This window comes from uncultured Tateyamaria sp. (assembly GCF_947503045.1).
GTDB lineage: Bacteria > Pseudomonadota > Alphaproteobacteria > Rhodobacterales > Rhodobacteraceae > Tateyamaria.
Window position 1 is genome coordinate 21,290 of record NZ_CANNCF010000009.1, and the last position, 19,663, is coordinate 40,952.

At 60.2% G+C, this 19,663-nt stretch carries 18 protein-coding genes; 16 read left to right on the top strand and 2 right to left on the bottom strand.

The window, feature by feature from the left end:
• Positions 1-35: 35 nt before the first annotated feature.
• Positions 36-1,454, bottom strand: a complete 1,419-nt coding sequence (gene ppsR, locus Q1A89_RS21915) for a transcriptional regulator PpsR (RefSeq protein WP_299733619.1) — start codon at positions 1,452-1,454, stop codon at positions 36-38.
• Positions 1,451-2,233, bottom strand: coding sequence for a B12-binding domain-containing protein (locus Q1A89_RS21920; RefSeq protein ID WP_299733621.1), 783 nt, complete (start codon positions 2,231-2,233; stop codon positions 1,451-1,453). Before Q1A89_RS21920 ends, ppsR begins: the two co-directional genes overlap by 4 nt.
• Before the next feature lie 309 nt (positions 2,234-2,542).
• Here Q1A89_RS21920 and bchF point away from each other — a divergent pair, with 309 nt between their 5' ends.
• From bchF to Q1A89_RS22000, 16 genes are all read left to right on the top strand, one after another.
• A complete protein-coding gene (bchF, locus tag Q1A89_RS21925) occupies positions 2,543-3,043 on the top strand; it encodes a 2-vinyl bacteriochlorophyllide hydratase (protein WP_299733623.1) in 501 nt (166 codons plus the stop codon).
• Entirely contained in the window at positions 3,040-4,326 is a 1,287-nt protein-coding gene (locus Q1A89_RS21930; protein ID WP_299733625.1) for a ferredoxin:protochlorophyllide reductase (ATP-dependent) subunit N, read from the top strand. Before bchF ends, Q1A89_RS21930 begins: the two co-directional genes overlap by 4 nt.
• Positions 4,323-5,876: a ferredoxin:protochlorophyllide reductase (ATP-dependent) subunit B gene (bchB, locus tag Q1A89_RS21935; RefSeq protein WP_299733627.1), complete on the top strand. Its 1,554-nt coding sequence runs from the start codon at positions 4,323-4,325 to the stop codon at positions 5,874-5,876. The genes Q1A89_RS21930 and bchB overlap by 4 nt, the downstream gene beginning before the upstream one ends.
• Positions 5,866-9,426 carry a magnesium chelatase subunit H gene (locus Q1A89_RS21940; protein ID WP_299733629.1) on the top strand — a complete coding sequence of 1,187 codons (3,561 nt, stop codon included), beginning with the start codon at positions 5,866-5,868 and terminating at the stop codon, positions 9,424-9,426. The genes bchB and Q1A89_RS21940 overlap by 11 nt, the downstream gene beginning before the upstream one ends.
• Positions 9,427-9,517: 91 nt before the next feature.
• A complete protein-coding gene (bchL, locus tag Q1A89_RS21945; RefSeq protein WP_299733631.1) occupies positions 9,518-10,417 on the top strand; it encodes a ferredoxin:protochlorophyllide reductase (ATP-dependent) iron-sulfur ATP-binding protein in 900 nt (299 codons plus the stop codon).
• On the top strand, positions 10,417-11,154 hold the full coding sequence (gene bchM, locus Q1A89_RS21950; protein WP_299733633.1) for a magnesium protoporphyrin IX methyltransferase: 738 nt from the start codon (positions 10,417-10,419) through the stop codon (positions 11,152-11,154). The genes bchL and bchM overlap by 1 nt, the downstream gene beginning before the upstream one ends.
• Entirely contained in the window at positions 11,151-12,575 is a 1,425-nt protein-coding gene (locus tag Q1A89_RS21955) for a PucC family protein (protein ID WP_299733635.1), read from the top strand. Before bchM ends, Q1A89_RS21955 begins: the two co-directional genes overlap by 4 nt.
• 25 nt (positions 12,576-12,600) lie before the next feature.
• Complete coding sequence (puhA, locus tag Q1A89_RS21960; protein WP_299733637.1) at positions 12,601-13,371, top strand: photosynthetic reaction center subunit H; 771 nt, start codon at positions 12,601-12,603, stop codon at positions 13,369-13,371.
• Positions 13,372-13,437: 66 nt separating this feature from the next.
• Positions 13,438-14,070 (top strand): photosynthetic complex putative assembly protein PuhB, encoded by a 633-nt coding sequence (puhB, locus tag Q1A89_RS21965; RefSeq protein ID WP_299733639.1) that lies wholly within the window; start codon positions 13,438-13,440, stop codon positions 14,068-14,070.
• Positions 14,071-14,075: 5 nt separating this feature from the next.
• Positions 14,076-14,552, top strand: coding sequence for a photosynthetic complex assembly protein PuhC (gene puhC / locus Q1A89_RS21970; RefSeq protein ID WP_299733642.1), 477 nt, complete (start codon positions 14,076-14,078; stop codon positions 14,550-14,552).
• Between the two features lie 19 nt (positions 14,553-14,571).
• Positions 14,572-14,868 carry a hypothetical protein gene (locus Q1A89_RS21975; protein ID WP_299733644.1) on the top strand — a complete coding sequence of 99 codons (297 nt, stop codon included), beginning with the start codon at positions 14,572-14,574 and terminating at the stop codon, positions 14,866-14,868.
• The gene (acsF, locus tag Q1A89_RS21980) at positions 14,865-15,971 is read left to right on the top strand and encodes a magnesium-protoporphyrin IX monomethyl ester (oxidative) cyclase (protein WP_299733646.1); all 1,107 of its coding nucleotides are present in this window, start codon (positions 14,865-14,867) and stop codon (positions 15,969-15,971) included. The genes Q1A89_RS21975 and acsF overlap by 4 nt, the downstream gene beginning before the upstream one ends.
• Before the next feature lie 148 nt (positions 15,972-16,119).
• Positions 16,120-16,932 (top strand): putative photosynthetic complex assembly protein PuhE, encoded by an 813-nt coding sequence (puhE, locus tag Q1A89_RS21985; protein ID WP_299733648.1) that lies wholly within the window; start codon positions 16,120-16,122, stop codon positions 16,930-16,932.
• The gene (gene hemA, locus Q1A89_RS21990; protein ID WP_299733650.1) at positions 16,922-18,136 is read left to right on the top strand and encodes a 5-aminolevulinate synthase; all 1,215 of its coding nucleotides are present in this window, start codon (positions 16,922-16,924) and stop codon (positions 18,134-18,136) included. The genes puhE and hemA overlap by 11 nt, the downstream gene beginning before the upstream one ends.
• 111 nt (positions 18,137-18,247) lie before the next feature.
• Entirely contained in the window at positions 18,248-18,694 is a 447-nt protein-coding gene (locus tag Q1A89_RS21995) for a c-type cytochrome (RefSeq protein WP_299733653.1), read from the top strand.
• A gap of 174 nt (positions 18,695-18,868) precedes the next feature.
• On the top strand, positions 18,869-19,633 hold the full coding sequence (locus tag Q1A89_RS22000; protein ID WP_299733655.1) for a transporter substrate-binding domain-containing protein: 765 nt from the start codon (positions 18,869-18,871) through the stop codon (positions 19,631-19,633).
• Positions 19,634-19,663: the final 30 nt, after the last annotated feature.

Genomic DNA, 19,663 nt, shown 5'->3' on the forward strand with positions numbered 1-19,663 from the left:
TCGGCGCAAGTGTCAGGCCCGCCTGACGGACGGGGTCAGCTGTCTTTGCTCAACAAACCGAACTTGCGCAATTTCACGTAAAGCGACTGGCGCGACAGGCCCAGCATTTCGGCTGCGGCCACGCGGTTGTTGCGCGTCAGGTTTACCGCGGTTTCGATGCACATCTTTTCAACGACATCGGTGGTTTCAGCGACAATTTCCTTGAGCGAGGCAGAGCCGACAAGGTCCATCACATTGCGCCCTGGATCCGGCAGGTTACCTGACGGGGACTCGGCTTTGCGCACAGTTTCAAGGCGGCTGACGTCGCGCAGGATCAGGGCAATCGCCGGGTGCTCTGCGTCTTCGAGACGGGCGGCGGACACCTCAACGGGCACGCGCGCACCAAGGTCATTGACCAGCCGTGTGGAATAGGCACGCACCAGCCCGGACTTGGTTGCGTTCTCAAGCAGTACATTCATGTCGATCTGTCCGCGCGCCATGAAATCTGCGAGCGAGGCACCAACAACATCGCTCAGATGGGCAGCACCGACCAGATCAAGGAAGGCATCGTTGACCGACAGAACCGTGCCACGCATGTCGAGGAATACAATTGAATCCGTGGTCGTGCGGAATAGCGCCACTGCGTGGCGCGCTGACGTGTCGGGTTGTACCGATACGAAATCTTCGCCCCGCAAGCGGCACATCAACACCCGTTGGCCTGCGGCCCGGAACACGGTGGGCTGTACGGTCAGGGTCTGACGCGTGCGGCTGGCGCGCACAGCAATCGGGCCTGCATCGTCCGACAGGGTCGCGTTCATCAGGCTTTCGATCAGCTCGGCACCCGAGCGATCCGAAAACAGGCTGGCAAAGGTCGCACCCATGAGCGACTCGGTCTTGAGACCGAGAAGGGCTGCGGCGTGATCATTGGCGTCTTCGATCCGGCCCGTCTGCACAGAGACAAACACAACCGCATCATCCACATTGCCCATCACCACCCGGTAGCGGGTGTCAAATTCGCGGCGCGCCTCATAGCCCTGTTCCAGCGCGATCTGGGCCTGCACAAGCTGTTGCTGCGTTTCCGCGATGGGTCGCAGGTCACGACCAAGCAGCAGAACCGCATTTTCATGACCAAAGCGGTGGAAGGTATAACGCACCGGATATTGCCACGTCGCATTGTCGAGGTGATTAAGCTCAAGCGATTTCTTGGGCGGCGTTCCCGCAAGGTAGGCGTTGTGGGCGGCCTGAAACTTTTCGATGCTTTCCTCGGTCAAAAAGTCGACGACTGCGCGCCCTTCCCAATGCTTGAGGTTCCCGAAACTGTCATCCTGCGCGTTGATCAGAACCGACAGGATTGTGCCTTCGGCCGAGACGACCAGCGCGATGTCCGACGCGGCTGCAATGATGCTGCTGAGAAACTGGGGTTCGATCAGGGGCACGGCGCCGCTGGACCAGAAATTGCTGCCTCCGGTTGTCATCGCAGACCCAACGCTTTTTTGCGCTTTGCACAAAACCCAACAACTTCGGAGGCTGTATTCGTCACAAGATCGACGCCTGTCTTCCTCTTAATCGCGTCAGCATTTCCTCGCAGAGGCCCGCCAATAGCAAGCACTGGCAGTTGATCCGTCGCCGACTTGATCCGTTTTACTGTTTTTTCCACCAATGCCAATGCATCAACCCGGGCGCAAGACATCATCACCATGTCTGGTCGGTCCACAGCGACCCGCGCTGCAATCTGAGTTGGCGTTTCGGAAATTGCCAAGCTTACATCACAGCCGGACCGGCGCAGTTGTGCGGCAACGACACTGGCGCCCAGAAAATGCTGCTCACCTTCTGGCACAGCAACCAACGCGTGCAGCGTGTCCTCCGGGACCTGTCCTACCCAGACCAGTTCGCCCGATGCTTCGCCCAGCAAAGCCTGTAGACGCAAAGCCCCCACTGTGACTTCGGCAAAGGTAATGTCGTTGCACATCCACTGATCACCAAGCTGCATGGCCGCTTGTGGGATGTAGAGATCAACGATGACATCGCAGGTCAGCCGAAAGCCGCGCATTTCTTCGAGCGCGCGCGCGGCATCAAACCCGTTTTTGCCAAGGATGGCGCGGCTTAGGTAATCGAGGGCAATCTGACGGACTCCGGCGGCCGTGACGGTCTGACGCTCGCACAGCATCGAAATGACCTGAGTGGCCAGGGGCTCAACCCCGTTCCCCCCCTCAATCAGAGAAGGGTTCGTGCCAAATGTGTCGTCTTGCGCCATGGATGACCTCGATCCGTTCAAACGCAATGAACAACTCTGGCGCGTCAGAGTCGCGGATACGCCCAAAACACTCTGCTTCGACACCTGTGTTGTCAACTAGGTTTGACAGTCTCTGGCGCCAAAGTTCGTATACCCAGATGCCGTATCACGGATTTTCCCATAAAAATAGTGCTATCGTGCATTTTTTACGCAGTTGTGAGCCCGAAAAACACACGCCCATCCTCACAGCAGAACTGTAACTTTCAGTTGACACTTTTCCAATCTAGCCGATAGTTTCGGTGTATGAATTCAAGCCAAAGGCACGGCACTATGTCGATGCACACCCAAGCACAGCGCGCGCCCGTCGGACTTTACACTCCCGAAGAACGCACGCGCCGGGACGCGACGATCTGGACCCCTGTTCAGGGCATCCTGGCCCCTGTGCAATTCGTGGTCTTTCTGGTCTCTCTGGTGCTTGTGCTGCGCTACCTTGCGACAGGCGAGGGGTACGTCATTGCGACGTGGTCAATCGTTATCAAGACCGGGGTGCTTTACGTCATCATGGTGACCGGTGCGATCTGGGAAAAAGTTGTTTTTGGCCAATACCTTCTGGCGCCCGCCTTTTTCTGGGAAGACGTCTTTTCCTTTCTCGTGATCGGCCTGCACACCGCCTATCTCTGGGCGCTGTTTTCCGGGGCGCTGGCGCCCGTTTCCCTGATGCTTTTGGCTCTGGCCGCCTACGCCGCCTACGTCATCAACGCGGTTCAATTTGTGCTCAAACTGCGCGCTGCACGATTGCAGATGGCACGCGTTCAGGAGGCCACCGCATGACCGAACTTCCCCGACTTCCAAGCACGGGAGGATGCCGCGATACGCCGATTCTCAAGCAACGCGGACAGCGCGAAGTGTTCTGCGGCCTGACGGGAATCATCTGGCTCCATCGCAAGATGCAGGACGCGTTTTTCCTGGTGATCGGGTCACGCACTTGTGCGCATTTGCTGCAATCTGCTGCCGGTGTGATGATTTTCGCCGAACCCCGTTTCGGCACAGCGATTCTCGAAGAGACAGACCTTGCCGGTCTGGCCGACGCGCAGGACGAGTTGGACAAGGTCGTGACCGAATTGCTGGCCCGACGCCCGGACATCAAACAACTATTCCTTGTTGGGTCCTGCCCGTCGGAGGTGATCAAGCTTGATCTCGCCAAGGCGGCCGAGCGGATGACCCAAGCCCACGCTCCTCGGGTGCGGGTGCTGAATTTCTCCGGCTCAGGAATTGAGACAACCTTTACCCAGGGCGAGGACGCTTGCCTTGCCTCGATGGTCCCGGTTCTGCCCACGGATGACCAGCGCCAGTTGCTGCTGGTCGGCGCACTGCCGGATGTGGTCGAAGAACAGGCCATTGGCCTTCTTGAGGCAATGGGGATCGGTCCGATCAAAGTGCTGCCCGCACCCCGTGCCACGGATGATCTGGGCGTGGGCAGCGGCACAGTCTATGCGCTGACCCAGCCGTTTCTGGGCGACACTCATGATGCGCTGACCCGGCGTGGCGCCCGCCATCTGCCCGCACCCTTTCCGTTCGGCGAAGAAGGCACGACGCAATGGCTGGCCGCGATTGCCAGCGAATTCGGTGTGGCGCCTGAGCTGTTCGAACAAGTGACCGCCGCCCCACGTGCCCGTGCCCGCAAGGCCATTTCGCAAGCCGCCGACGGGTTGCGCGGCAAATCAGTGTTCTTTTTCCCGGACAGCCAGCTGGAAATCCCTCTCGCCCGCTTTCTGACCCGGGAATGCGGCATGGAGGCTGTCGAGGTCAGCGCGCCCTTCATCCATAAGGGCATTGTCGGCCCCGATCTTGATATGCTCGCCGAAGGACCTGTGATTTCCGAAGGACAGGATGTCGATCTGCAACTGGACCGCGCCCGGGACGCACGCCCAGACCTGACGGTTTGCGGCCTTGGTCTTGCCAACCCGCTTGAGGCCGAGGGGCTCGCCACAAAGTGGGCCATCGAACTCGTGTTCACGCCCGTGCATTTCTACGAACAGGCCGGTGATCTTGCTGGCCTCTTTTCTCGTCCGATCCGCCGTCATGGCCTCCTCAAGCTGGAGGCCGCAGAATGAAACTGACGGTGTGGACATATGAGGGCCCACCCCATGTGGGCGCCATGCGCGTCGCAACGGGCATGAAAGGGCTGCACTATGTGCTGCATGCCCCACAGGGCGACACCTATGCCGATCTGCTGTTTACCATGATCGAACGCCGCGATCACCGCCCGCCCGTCACCTACACCACCTTTCAGGCCCGCGATCTGGGCGCTGACACCGCCAATCTGTTCAAGACAGCCGCGCAAGATGCCTACAACCGGTTCAAACCCGAAGCGATCATTGTCGGCGCATCCTGCACCGCCGAATTGATCCAGGACGACCCTGGCGGCATGGCCGAAACCATGGGCCTGCCCGTGCCGGTGATCGCGCTGGAACTGCCGAGCTACCAACGCAAGGAGAACTTTGGCGCGGATGAGACGTTCTATCAGATCGTCAAGGCGCTCGCCAAACCGATGGAGCGGACCAAGCAGATCACGGCCAACCTGATCGGCCCCACCGCATTGGGGTTCCGTCATCGCGATGACATTCAGGAGGTCACGGCACTGCTGTCCGACATGGGCATCAGCGTCAATGTGGTTGCCCCCATGACCTCTTCGCCCAGCGACATCGCCCGCATGGGTGCCGGGCATTTCAACGTGTTGATGTATCCGGAAACCGGTGAAAGTGCCGCGCGCTGGATGGAGAAGGAACTGGACCAGCCCTATACCAAGGTTGTCCCCATCGGTGTTGGCGCAACGCGCGATTTCGTGGCCGAAGTCGCTGCCCTGACTGGCGTGACTCCCTATCTCGATGACAGCCGCCTGCGTCTGCCTTGGTATTCGAAATCGGTGGATTCCACCTATCTGACCGGCAAGCGTGTGTTCCTGTTTGGCGATGGCACCCACGTTCTGAGCGCCGCCCGCGTGGCGCGCGACGAAATGGGCTTCGAAGTGGTCGGCATGGGCTGCTTCAACCGTGAAATGGCCCGGCCCGTGCGCACCCTGGCCAAGGAGATGGGCCTCTCCGCCACGATCACCGACGACTACCTCGAAGTAGAGCGTACCATTGAGGCGTTACAGCCCGAATTGATCCTCGGCACCCAGATGGAGCGCCATATCGGCAAGCGTCTTGGTATTCCCTGCGCCGTGATTTCGGCGCCTGTACACGTTCAGGACTTTCCCGCACGCTATTCGCCCCAGATGGGGATCGAGGGCGCCAATGTGCTGTTTGACACTTGGGTGCATCCGCTGGTCATGGGGCTGGAAGAGCATTTATTGCATATGTTCCGCGACGATTTTGAATTTCACGATGCAGCCGGGCCATCGCATCACGGTGGTCATGCGCCTGCGGCGAGCGGGTCAGGGGGGCCAGCCCCCCGTCCTGCGGACTCCCCCCGGAGTTTACCTGGCCAAGTGAATGCGGGTTCCGTGATCTGGCTCGATGATGCGGAGCGGGAGTTGAAGAAGATCCCGTTCTTTGTCCGCGGCAAGGCGCGCCGCAATACAGAAACATTTGCGAGCGAACGCGGTGTGGCCCAGATCTCGGTCGATACCCTTTACGAGGCAAAGGCACATTATGCGCGATGAAACCGGCATAACGGGGCGTTTGCCCGGCTACCGCGTGGTGATCATCACGCTGGACAGCCATGCCGCTGGCCCCGCGACCCGCGCGATGGAGCAATTGACACAGGACTATCCAGGTCTTGATCTGCAAGTACATGCCGCCGCCGAGTGGGGTGAAAGCCCCGAAGCCTTCGAGGCCGCCGAAGAGGCCGTGCGCCATGGCGACATCATCATTGCAAACCTATTGTTCCTCGAAGAGCACGTGGCTCGTATCCTGCCTGCGTTGCAGGCGCGGCGTAATCATTGCGACGCGATGATCGGTGTGATTGCCGATGCCGAGGTGGTGCGCCTCACCCGCATGGGCACGCTGGACATGACCGCGCCGCCTTCGACCATGGGCAAGTTGATGAAGCGCTTGCGCGGCTCTTCCAAGCCGTCGACCGAAAGCGGGGCCAAGAAGATGGCGATGCTGCGTCGTCTGCCCAAGATTCTAAAGTTTCTGCCCGGCAAGGCGCAGGACCTGCGTGCCTGGTTTCTTGTCATGCAATACTGGCTGGGCGGGTCGGATGACAATGTGCGCGCCATGGTGCAGTTCCTGCTGAACCGCTATGCCACAGATACCGGTTGGGCCATGGCTCCCGAGGCCGCCGCCCCTATCGAATACCCCGACACCGGCCTCTATCACCCTGATCTGCCGCAGCGCATCACCACTGATCCCGCCGATATTCCCGGCCCCAAGGACGCCACGCTGACTGTCGGCGTTGTCATGTTGCGCTCTTACGTCTTGTCGGCGGACACGGCGCATTATGACGGCGTGATCCGTGCGTTTGAAGCCAAGGGCATGCGGGTTCTGCCCGCCTTTGCCGGGGGACTAGATGCCCGCCCGGCGGTAGACACCTATTTCCGCGGTCAGATCGACGCGCTTGTGTCGCTGACCGGTTTCAGCCTTGTGGGTGGACCAGCCTATAATGACAATGATGCGGCCGTGAAGATGCTGGCCGAATTGGATGTGCCCTACCTCGCGGCCCATTCGCTGGAATTCCAGACGCTGGGCCAATGGGCTGACAGCACGGGGGGGCTTGGCCCGATCGAGACCACGATGTTGGTCGCTTTGCCCGAGTTGGATGGCGCGGCCTGCCCGACGGTGTTCGGCGGCCGCTTGGGCCCTGAAGGGTGCACGGGCTGCGCACACAAGTGTCAGGCCCGCGCCGAAGCGAAAGCCATGGTGCCCTGCCCCGAACGGATCGAGAGCCTGGCCGAGAAAACGCGTCGCTTGGGCGATTTACGCCGCAAGAAAAACGCGGACAAGAAGGTCGCCGTGGTCCTGTTCGGGTTTCCCCCCAATGCCGGGGCGGTTGGAACTGCCGCCTATCTTTCTGTTTTTGAAAGCCTTTTCAACACGTTGACCGAGATGAAGGCGCGTGGATATACGGTCGACGTCCCCAAAACCGTGAACGCCCTGCGCGCGCAGGTGCTGGAAGGCAACGCCGCGCAATACGGACAAGAGGCAAATGTCGCAGCCCATGTGGATGCCGATACGATCGTGCGGAATTCCCGCCATCTTGCCGAGATCGAGGCCGTCTGGGGCCCTGCCCCGGGTCGCGTGCAGTCGGATGGGCGCGGTGTCTACGTGCTTGGCGCCGAGATGGGCAATGTCTTTGTCGGCGTGCAGCCTGCGTTCGGCTACGAGGGCGACCCGATGCGCCTGCTGTTCGAGCGTGGCTTTGCGCCGACCCACGCCTTTGCCACCTTTTATCAATGGCTGCGCGACACTTACCGGGCCGATGCTGTGCTGCACTTTGGCATGCATGGCGCGCTTGAGTTCATGCCGGGCAAGCAGGCAGGCTTGGGCGCGCGTGACTGGCCGGATCGTCTGATCGGCGAGATGCCAAACATCTATCTTTATGCCGCCAACAACCCGTCCGAGGCGTCGCTGGCCAAGCGGCGCTCGAATGCGGTGACGATCACGCATCTGACGCCTCCGCTGGCAACAGCGGGCCTGTACAAGGGCATGGCCGAGTTGAAAGACAGCCTGACCCGCTGGCGCGCGATGCCCGACGACGACAGCGCGCGGGCCGATATCGAGGCGCTGATCTCGGAGCAGGCAGATGCGGTGGATATGGGCGGCGTGGCACCTGATGCGCTGTGGCTCAAATTGCTGGAAACCGAGGATGCGCTGATCCCCGATGGTCTGCATATCGTGGGCCAGCCACTGAGTGATGCGGCCCGAACAGAATACCTGGACCTGATGCCCCATGCCGATGCCGAAGCGCGCGGACGCGTCGACGCACTGTTGCGCCAAGAGACAGAACTGCCTTCTATTATGCGCGCTCTTAATGCGCGGTTCACCTTGCCGGTGGCTGGCGGCGATCTGATCCGATCGCCCGAGATCTTGCCGACCGGGCGCAACATCCACGCTTTTGACCCGTTCCGTATGCCCACCGCCTATGCCTGTCGCGATGGCGCGAAACAGGCGCAACTGCTACTGGACACACACCCCACCCTGCCCCGCTCCATCGCGCTGGTTCTATGGGGGTCGGACAATATCAAATCCGACGGTGGGCCGATTGCGCAGGCGCTTGCGCTGATGGGCTGCACACCGCGCTTTGACAGCTTTGGTCGTCTGGCCGGAGCCGATCTGATCCCTCTCACAGAGTTGGGCCGCCCGCGTATCGACGTTGTGATGACACTGTCAGGCATCTTCCGCGATCTGCTGCCCCTGCAAAGCCGCATGCTGGCCGAGGCGGCGCTGAAATGCGCCGAAGCCGACGAGCCACTGGAGCAGAACTTTATCCGCGCCCACGCGCTGGCCTATGCCGAAACGCAAGATTGCGATCTGGCAACGGCTGCGCTGCGCGTTTTCTCGAATGCCGAGGGGGCCTATGGATCGAACGTGAACCAGTTGGTTGACAGTTCAGCCTTTGGCGACGAGGACGAGTTGGCCGATGCCTACGAGACACGCAAGAGCTTTGCCTACGGAGTCGACGGCAAATCGGCCGCCAATCCCAAGCTGTTGCAACAGGCGCTGGCCGATGTGGAACTGGCCTATCAGAACCTTGAGTCGGTCGAATTGGGGGTCACGTCGGTTGATCACTATTTTGACACGCTGGGCGGCATTGCGCGTGCTGTGAAACGCGCACGAGGGTCCGAAGCTGCCGTCTATATTGGCGATCAGACGCGCGGCGCCGCCAAAGTACGCACGCTCAAGGATCAGGTGGCGCTGGAAACCCGCAGCCGGGCGCTGAACCCGAAATTCTTTGAAGGCCTACTGAAACACGGCCCCGAAGGCGTGCGCCAGATCGAAAGCCACGTGACCAACACGATGGGCTGGTCGGCGACAACCGGGCAGGTCGATGACTGGGTCTATCAGCGCATTTCCGAGACCTTTGTGCTGGACGAAGACATGCGCAAACGGCTGGCCGATCTGAACCCGACCGCATCGAGCCGCATGGCGAACCGTCTGCTGGAAGCCTCGGATCGCAACTATTGGGCGCCGGACGCCGACACGCTGGCCGCACTTCAGGATGCAGCCGACGCACTGGAAGACAAGCTGGAAGGGATCGCTGCCGAATGAACCCTTTGCATCACAACACGCGTCGGAGCCTCCGGCGGGCATATTTGAAGAACAATGAAGGGCCGGTTGTGGCCTATGAAAGGAGGCTCGCATGAGCCCACTCGACAGAAACCCACCGTCCTTGCGCGGACAGGATGGCGAAGGATCGGTGCAGGTGCATCAGGACGCCGATGCCAAAATTGAAGGGGCCAAGGTCTTTTCCGTTTATGGCAAGGGCGGGATTGGCAAATCGACCACCTCATCGAACCTGTCGGCCGCTTTTTCCATGCTGGGCAAGCGCGTGTTGCAGATTGGGTGCGATCCAAAGCATGATAGCACTTTTACCCTGACTGGCATGTTGCAGCCCACGGTGATCGACATCCTCAAGGAAGTTGATTTTCACCCTGAGGAGCTGCGACCCGAAGATTTCGTGGCCGAAGGGTTCAACGGCGTGAAATGCGTTGAGGCTGGTGGCCCCCCGGCAGGCACGGGCTGTGGTGGATATGTGGTCGGCCAGACCGTCAAGTTACTGAAACAACATCATCTTCTGGAAGAGACCGACGTTGTAATCTTTGACGTGCTCGGCGACGTGGTCTGCGGCGGTTTTGCCGCCCCGTTGCAGCATGCAGACCGCGCATTGATCGTGACTGCCAACGATTTTGACAGCATCTATGCAATGAACCGCATCATCGCTGCGGTGCAGGCCAAGTCGAAGAACTACAAGGTCCGTCTGGCGGGCTGTGTGGCGAACCGGTCAAAGGACACCAACGAGGTGGACCGATATTGCGACACCGTGGGGTTCAACCGCATCGCGCATATGCCGGATGTGGACGCCATCCGCCGCTCGCGCCTCAAGAAAAAGACGCTCTTCGAAATGGATGACGAAGAAGACATCGTTCAGTGCCGCGCGGAATACATGCGACTTGCCAAGCTGCTTTACGATGGCACCGAAGGCGTTGCCCCGATGCCAATGGAAGATCGCGACATCTTTGAGTTGTTAGGGTTCGATTGATGGAGACTGCCCGGCATACCCCAGATCTGACGGCCCGTGAAATACGGGGCGACGGCAAGGGCTATGACAAGACCCGGGCGCGGGTGGAGGACTATTTCGATCGTTCCGCCACCAAGACCTGGGAGCGTTTGACTTCGGATGCGCCTGTCAGCCGCATTCGCGAGACTGTGCGCGCGGGCCGAGAGCGGATGCGCGACCTCATGCTGTCCCGCCTGCCTGACGACCTGCGCGGTGCGCGGATACTGGATGCGGGCTGTGGCCCCGGTGTGGCGACAATTGAGCTGGCCAAACGCGGTGCAACGGTTGTCGCGGCAGATATCTCTCCGCAACTGATCGACATCGCCGAATTGCGCCTGCCGCCCGAGTTGAAACCGCAGGTTACTTTTCACGCGGGCGACATGCTGGACCGAAAGCTGGGCAGTTTTGACGCGGTGATCGCGATGGACAGCCTGATTTACTACACCGCCGATGACATTGGCGCGTCGCTCGCCAATCTGGAAAAGCGGGTGAGTGGGCCCATTGTGTTCACGGTCGCCCCGCGCACCCCTGCCCTGATGGTAATGTGGTACGCGGGCAAGGCTTTTCCTCGCTCTGACCGCTCACCGGTCATGATCCCGCATGCGCATCCCAAACTGGCCGCCGCTGCCAGGGCGCAAGGCGTGCGCCGCCTGCTGCGGCCCGTGGATCGGATCAGTTCAGGCTTTTACATCTCCGAAGCGATGGAGCTGCGCCCATGAGCACGCTCAAATCCCTTTCGGCGCGTTACCTGCCTTTTGCCGATGCGGCATCGGATGGGTTGCCGATGGGGCAATTGCTGCGCCTGTCGCTATTTCAGGTGTCGGTGGGCATGGCGAGCGTCATGCTGCTGGGCACGCTTAACCGTGTGATGATTGTCGAGTTGTCTGTACCAGCCATGATCGTGGCGATCATGATCGCGCTGCCAGTACTGATTGCTCCGTTCCGTGCGCTGTTGGGGTTCCGGTCGGACACGCACAAATCCGCCATTGGCTGGAAGCGGGTGCCTTACATCTGGTTCGGCTCGCTTTGGCAGTTCGGCGGGCTGGCCGTGATGCCCTTTGCGCTGCTGGTGTTGGGCGGGGACGTTTATCACGAAATTCCATTCGCTGGCGAGGTGTTGGCGGCCCTTGCGTTCCTGATGACCGGTCTGGGTCTGCACATGACACAGACGGCGGGTCTGGCCCTCGCCTCGGACCGTGCGACGGACGAAACCCGGCCCCGCGTGGTGGCTCTGCTTTATGTCATGTTCCTTGTGGGCATGGGGATCTCGGCGCTGATTATTGGCGGATTACTTAGCAACTACAGCGACTTACGCCTTATCCGTGTGGTGCAGGGCGCAGCCGTCGTCGGCGTTGCGCTGAACCTTGTCGCCCTGTGGAAACAGGAAAGCGTGCGGCCCATGACCAAGGCGCAGCGCGAAGAACCGCGCCCCCTGTTCCGCGAGGCTTGGACCGATTACGCCGCCGGCGGACAAGCCGGGCGGCTTTTGGCTTGCGTGTTTATGGGCACCATCGCCTTCAACATGCAGGACGTGCTGCTCGAGCCATATGGCGGCGAAATTCTGGGACTGTCGGTGTCGGCGACCACTTTGCTGACTGCCCTGTGGGCCACGGGTGCTCTGGTGGGTTTTGCCCTTGCAGGCAAGCGGTTGGCAGCGGGATCGAACCCCTATCGCCTTGCGGGTGCAGGCATTCTGTCAGGTATCTGGGCCTTCAGCCTCGTGATCTTTGCCGCACCCATGCAAGCCAATGTCTTGTTTTATGCCGGGGCAGTGCTGATCGGCTTCGGCAGCGGGCTGTTTGCGGTGTCAACCTTGATGGCGGCCATGGCGATGCCTGCGCGCGGCACGGCCGGTCGCGGATTGGCGCTGGGGGCCTGGGGTGCTGCGCAAGCCACGGCTGCCGGGATTGCCATCGCCTTGGGCGGCACGCTGCGCGACTGGGTTGGAGCCGTTGCTGCCTCCGGGGCCTGGGGCGAGGCGCTCAACAGCGCCGCCACCGGTTATTCATTTGTCTATCACGCTGAGATTGGCCTGCTTTTCGTCACTCTCGTCATCCTGGGACCGCTTGTGCGCACTTCGGCTCCTCTCACGCACACGGATGCTGCACGGCCCCTGGGTCTTGCGGATTTCCCAACATGACCTCTCGTAGGAAAGGAACACACCCATGACCGAGACATTCTTTGGCGAATTCGATCTGGCAAGCCTCGCGATATGGCTGTTCTGGATCTTCTTTGCGGGGCTGATCATCTACATCCAACGCGAGAACATGCGCGAGGGGTACCCGCTGGAAGATGACGAGGGTGAAAAATCCTCTAATCCTGCGATGTGGCCCATTCCCAGCGACAAGACGTTCAAACTACCCCATGGGCGCGGCGATGTGACCCTGCCATCGGGTCAAGCGCCCGAGAGGGATGAGATCGCCTTGAAGCGCGGCGGGCCCGGCAACGGGTATCCGCTGGAGCCCACGGGCGATCCGATGCTGGACGGTGTTGGCCCCGCGTCCTGGGCGCCACGCAAGGACTGGCCCGAGCTGGATGGCCATGGCCACCCGAAAATCATCCCGATGTCCACCAAAGACGCGTTTTCGGTCAAGGCCGGTCGTGACCCGCGCGGGTTGCCCGTGATGTCTGGCGACGGCGAAGTCGTGGGCCGCGTCACCGATATGTGGATCGACGAACCCGAGCAGATGGTGCGGTATCTGGAATACACGCTTGACCCAAAATGGGGCACCGGGAGCCGCCTTGTGCCGCTCACCATGGCCCGGATCGGGTCGGACAAGGTCAAGGTCCGCAGCCTCTATGGCAAGCACTTCGGCACCGTCCCTCAACATGCCAGTGCCACGCAGGTCACCGTTCTCGAAGAGGACAAGATCTGTGGCTATTACGGCGGCGGCACCCTCTATGCAGACGCAAAACGCCAGGAAAGCCTGGTCTGAAGACCTCTCACCGGGGTGGGCGCCACAGCCCGCCCTGCCCCGTCACCCATCATAAGGATGTGCGCCATGCCCCATGATGATTTCGAAATCGAGCCGGTGAAAGGGCTCCCCGAACGGCCCCCGGAGGGTGAGGAGATCCTGTGGCAAGGCAGACCCTCGACCTTTGCACTGGCCCGGGAGTCGCTGAACCTCTACTGGGTTGCGTGCTATTTCGGCCTGCTGGCCGTGTGGCGGTTTGTTACGGTTGTTGATTTGCTGCCCTTCGGGCAGGCCATTGCGGCCACCTTACCGCTGATCGTGCTGGGCGCGGTTGTGTGCGGGTTGCTTTACATTGTCGCGCTCATTCAAGCCCGCTCGACCGTCTACACCATCACCACGTCCCGCGTGGCGATGCGCATCGGAGCGGCCCTGACCCTGACGCTGAACCTGCCCTACCGCGAGGTGCGCAACGCAGCCCTCGATCTGCGCCGCGATGGCACCGGCACAATCGCGCTGGACACCGACGGCGAGACCAAGCTGAGCTATCTCGTGATCTGGCCCCATGCACGCCCCTGGCATTTCGCCGCCCCCGAGCCTGCGCTGCGCTGCATTCCGGATGCCGAACACGTGGCTGGCATTCTGGCCGAGGCCGCCGAGGCGCGTATCAACATCCCGCAAGTCGTGCGCACAGTACCTCTTGATGCGATGGCAGCGGAGTGAGGGCGATGTCTGACACACAAACCCATATCAGCCCCCGCATCCGCTCAAGTGATGACGAACTGGTGCCTCGCGTTCTCATTCGCGCCGTTCTGGCGCTGTTGCTGGCTGTGATGTCGCTGGTCACAATCGCCGTGCTGACGGACCGGCCGCTGGAGAGCACGCCGCCGCAGGGGGACATCCTGACCGAACGGGCGATCTTTGTGTCCGGTGACGCCTCGGGGGCGGCACGGGTGCTGGATGCCAATGGCTCCGTTCTGGCCGACTTTCCGTCTGACAAGGGCGGCTTTGTCGCTGGCATCGAACGGGTGATCGCGCGTGAACGCCTGAAGACCGGGGCAGACGCCGCTGCCCCTGTGTTGCTGCGCCTGCGCGCAGGCAACCGTCTGTCGATTTACGACCCCGAAACCAATTGGTCTGCCGAGCTGATGGGCTTTGGCGCCGACAATCTCCGCACCTTCGCCAGGTTGCTGGATCAACCCTGACCCCAAGGAGGAAGCCACCATGGGACTGCTGACAAAGGATATCGAACGTGCGCCCTGCACGGTTGAAATCAGCCACAAATTCGAAAGCCTGCACGCGCATGTGCGATTCAACAACGGCGCCGTGATCTATCCCGGTGACGAGGTAAAGGTGCAGGGGCCTGAAATCATGGCTCCGTTTGGTGAAATCGTATCCGAAGACCGTGAGGCGATAATCTTTCGCGCCTCCGCTCTGGAACGGCTCTGGACACGCCTCACCGGCGATTTCGAAGTCATGGAACTGTGCGAATTCTCATTCTCCGAAGAGGTGACGCTATGAATGCTCCGGTCAAACATACCGCTGATGCCACGTCCGTCGAAGAGGGCCTGGCGATCGCCGCCGAAAACGACAAACAGTTCACGTCGGAATTTGCCACCGAAACGGCAATGCAGAACACCCTGCTGACCCCACGCTTTTACACCACCGACTTTGACGAGATGGACGCCATCGATGTCAGCCCGGTGCGCGAGGACTGGGACAAGCTGATCGCGCAGATGGAAAGCGACCCGAACAAAGGGCATTTCAAGAAAAACGAAGACTGGGACACCGTCGATTGGGACGGGATGGAGCCGGAGCTGAAGAAGGAATTCATCGATTTTCTCATCAGTTCCTGTACCGCCGAGTTTTCGGGCTGCGTCCTTTACAAAGAGATGAAGCGCCGCGGCAACAACAAGGACATCACGCAGCTGTTCCAGCTGATGGCGCGCGACGAGGCCCGCCACGCCGGGTTCATCAACGACGCCCTGCGCGAAGCGGGTCTGCGGGTGAACCTCGGCTTTCTGACCCAGAAAAAGAAGTACACCTACTTCCGCCCCAAGTTCATCTACTACGCCACCTATCTCAGCGAAAAGATCGGCTATGCTCGATACATCACGATCTTCCGCCATCTTGAAGCGAACCCACAGCACCGGTTCCACCCGATTTTCAAGTGGTTCGAGGAATGGTGCAATGACGAGTTCAGCCATGGCGAGGCCTTTGCCCTTCTGATGAAGACCGACCCCAAGCTAACGCAAGGGTTCAACGTCTTCTGGATCAAATTCTTCCTCACGGCCGTCTATTCCACGATGTATGTGCGAGACCACCAGCGCCCGGCTTTTCATGGGGCACTTGGGGTTGATCCGGACTGGTATGCACATGAGGTGTTCACCAAAACCTCGACCCTGACCAAGCAGATCTTTCCAATTACGCTCGATATCGAGCATCCGCGCTGGCAGCGCGGGTTGGAACGGATGCAAAAGGCCAATGCCGATATGGCCGAGGCCAAGGGGTTGAAGAAGCTCGGCGCGCAAGCGCGCGCGGTTGCGGCATTTGTGTCCCTGATCACGATTCCGGCGAAAAAACACACGGTACCCGCCTCTGTGCGCCTGGAACCGGCATATTGAGCCAGGCGCTCACATATCCATTTTCCGATGCGGAAAATCCATGGAAACCCACTGGGTTTCCAACGCGTCGTTCCAAATGGGCGGTGGCGCTTTCTGCGTTAGAAAGCTGGCGGACATCGCATCGATGTCCGATCTCCGGAGGGGCCGCATGACCCCCTGGATCGCTGCCCTTATCGCGTTGTTCATCTGGTGGTTTTCCACCGGAACAATCCTGATGGCGGTGAAATATGCCGATCGCGCTGGCCCTCGCGCGCGGCGCAACACCACGCTGGCTGCTCTGCCGCTTGTCGCACTCGGCACCTATGGCGTCTGGTGGTCTGCCCCGCAGACCGACATTTTCGGCATCTACGTCGCCTTCCTTTCGGCCCTTGCCCTGTGGGGCTGGATCGAAATGGCATTTCTGACCGGGATCATCGCCGGACCCAACACAACCCCCCTGCCCGTCCATGTGGCCGAGTGGGAACGGTTCATCCGGGCCTGGGGTACATTGGCGTATCACGAGATGCTTTTGGGTGCGACGCTGGTTGCCCTGGGCCTTGCGCTTTGGCAGGCCCCCAACCCGTTTGCCTTTTACACGTTCGCGGTGCTGTTTTTTGCCCGTGTGTCGGCCAAGCTGAACCTGTTCTTTGGCGTGCCTCATATCAACATCGATTTTCTGCCTGAGGCCCTGTCGCATCTGGCCAGCCACTTCCGCATCTGCAGCCTCAACTGGTTCTTCCCGGTCTCGGTCACGGCCCTGACATTTGCCGCCGCCTGCTGGATTGAACGGCTTTATGCGGCGGACAGCGCGGGCCATGTCACAGGCTTTGCCCTGCTGACGGCCCTCACGGTCCTTGCGGCCATCGAACATTGGGTGATGGTTCTGCCGATCCCTGACGAACGGCTCTGGCGTTGGATGCTGCCCGCGCCCAAACCCACACCAAAACAACAAGCAAACCAAGGGGGACATCATGGACTTTGATGTATTGTTCCAATCTCAGATCGACGCGCTGAAAGAGGAAGGCAATTACCGCATCTTTGCCGAACTGGAGCGCAAGGCCGGGGCGTTTCCAAAGGCCAAGTGCCATGACGACGATACCCCTGACGAGGTGACGGTCTGGTGTTCGAATGACTATCTGGGCATGGGCCAGCACGAAAGCGTCACCAGAGCGATGAAAGACGCGGTGGACCTTTACGGTGCGGGTGCAGGCGGCACGCGCAACATCAGCGGCACCAACCACGCCCACAAGCTGCTGGAGGCCGAACTGGCCGACCTGCACGGCAAGGAACAGGCGCTACTGTTCACCTCTGGCTATGTGTCGAACTGGGCTGCCCTCAGCACGCTGGGCGCGCGTCTGCCCGATGCAGTGATCCTGTCGGACGAGCTGAACCACGCTTCCATGATCGAAGGGATCCGCCATTCCCGCGCCAACAAGGTCATCTGGCGTCACAACGACCCCGAGGACCTCGATCGCAAACTATCGGCCCTGCCCGCCAATGCCCCCAAGATCGTGGCATTTGAATCCGTCTATTCCATGGATGGCGACATCTGCCCGATGAAAGAGATTGTCGAAGTGGCCGAGAAACACGGCGCGATGACCTATCTGGACGAAGTACACGCCGTTGGCCTTTACGGCCCCCGTGGTGGCGGCATTTCCGAGCGTGAGGGCCTCGCTGACCGGATCACCCTGATCGAGGGCACCCTTGGCAAGGCTTACGGCGTTGTAGGCGGCTATATCACGGGCTCTGAGGCGATGTGCGACTTCATTCGCTCGTTCTCCTCCGGGTTCATCTTTACCACCGCCCTGCCCCCCGCTGTGGCGGCGGCGGCACGCACCTCTATCCAGCACCTCAAGCAGTCCGATCAGGAACGCATCCTGCAACGTGAACGGGTCGCGTACCTGCGCAAGCGCCTCGATCAAGAGGGCATCCCGCATCTCGACAATCCATCACACATCATCCCGGTGATGATCAAGGACCCGGTCAAATGCCGGATGCTGTCGGACTACCTCATGCAGCGTTACGGCATCTATGTGCAGCCCATCAACTACCCCACTGTGCCCAAGGGCACGGAACGGTTGCGCTTTACCCCGTCGCCGCTGCACAGCGTCGAGGACATCGAACATCTGGTCTTTGCGCTCAAGGATCTGTGGAAACAATGTGCCATCAGCCACGCAGTGGCGTGACCCTGAGGCCATCACAATTCGTGCCGATCCGGGGATCAAATCAAAGTTACTGTTGACTTGATCCGCAGATCGCTACGTTCATGTGCAAGAACACAAGTAAAGGAGACATACATGTTCCGTACTCTGACACTCCTGGCTGCGACAACGCTCGCCCTGCCCGCCTTCGCCGATGGCCACGCCGCATCCGGTGACGCAGAAGCCGGTGAAAAGGCGTTCCGCCAGTGCATTTCCTGCCACATCGTCGCAAACGAAGACGGTGATGTCCTTGCCGGGAAGAATGCCAAGACCGGGCCAAACCTTTACGGCATCATTGGCAACCAGTTCGGAACCGTCGAAGGGTTTCGCTATTCCGACATCAACCAGCTGGCCTCAAGCATGGAAGACGTCGTTGTGACCGAAGAAGTGTTTGTCGCCTATGTACAGGATCCAACCGCATATTTGCGCGAAGTGACCGGCGACAAGGGCCGCAGCAAGATGACCTTCAAGGTGCGCAAGGAAGAAGACGCGATCAACCTCTACGCCTACCTCGCGTCCCTGTCTCCAGCGGAAACAAACTGATCCCTCGACCGCAAATACAGCTTTGACAAGACCGCCTCCGGATCCTTCCGGTGGCGGTTTTTTCTTGCGCACCCTGTTGCTGGATCAGTGCCAGTCTTTACAAAGTCTTTACTCTGCACTGCCACTCCTCGCGTATCCTGTCCTTGCGATGAACGATTCGGAAAGCCTCAAGTTATGACACACGCCTTGCAGATCCACGTAAACCTGCGTCGTATCGTCCTTGCTGCAACTGCAGCCCTCGCGATCTTCGCCGCACTATCGCAACCTGCCAAGGCGCAGCAGAATGACGACACCGATTGCGTCGTAGCCGCCCATTATCCGCCCTACATCATAGGCAACACGCCCACCAACGCTGGAATTTCAATCGATATCATGCGCGCGGCGGCTGCGCGGGCGGGACGCACGATCCGCTTTGAAATAATGCCGTTCAAGCGCACGCTTCATGTGTTGGCAACGGATGCGACCTGTATGATGCCGGTCCTCTATCGCAATAAAACGCGCGAACCACTGTATCGTTGGATTGCAGCTTACGATGCCACTGAATTGCACTTTTTGACGGTGGGTGCACCGGTCAACACGATCGAGGAAGGGAGGCAATTGGGCAGCATCGGCGTCGAAATCAGCGCTTCCGCCTATCAATTGCTTTCGGGGCTGGGATTTGAAAACCTCGTCGAAATCGCCAACCCCTTGTCATCGGCGCGGATGCTTCATGCCGGTCGAATTGATGCGTGGGCGCAGTCCTCCAAGGCAGCAACAGGCGTATGGAACGGTTTAGGGCTGGAACCACCCTTGCAGGCGGGTGATCCGATTTATGCCGTTCCGGTTTACGTTGTGGCGGGTCTTGGCTTTCCGGACGAGTTGGCCGAAATCTACAAGACTGCAATTGAAAGCCTGGTTGCCGACGGAACAGCCGCGCGCATCATTTCCAGTTACGAATGACCTTGTAGGACCTGTCGCCTTGTCCGCAGA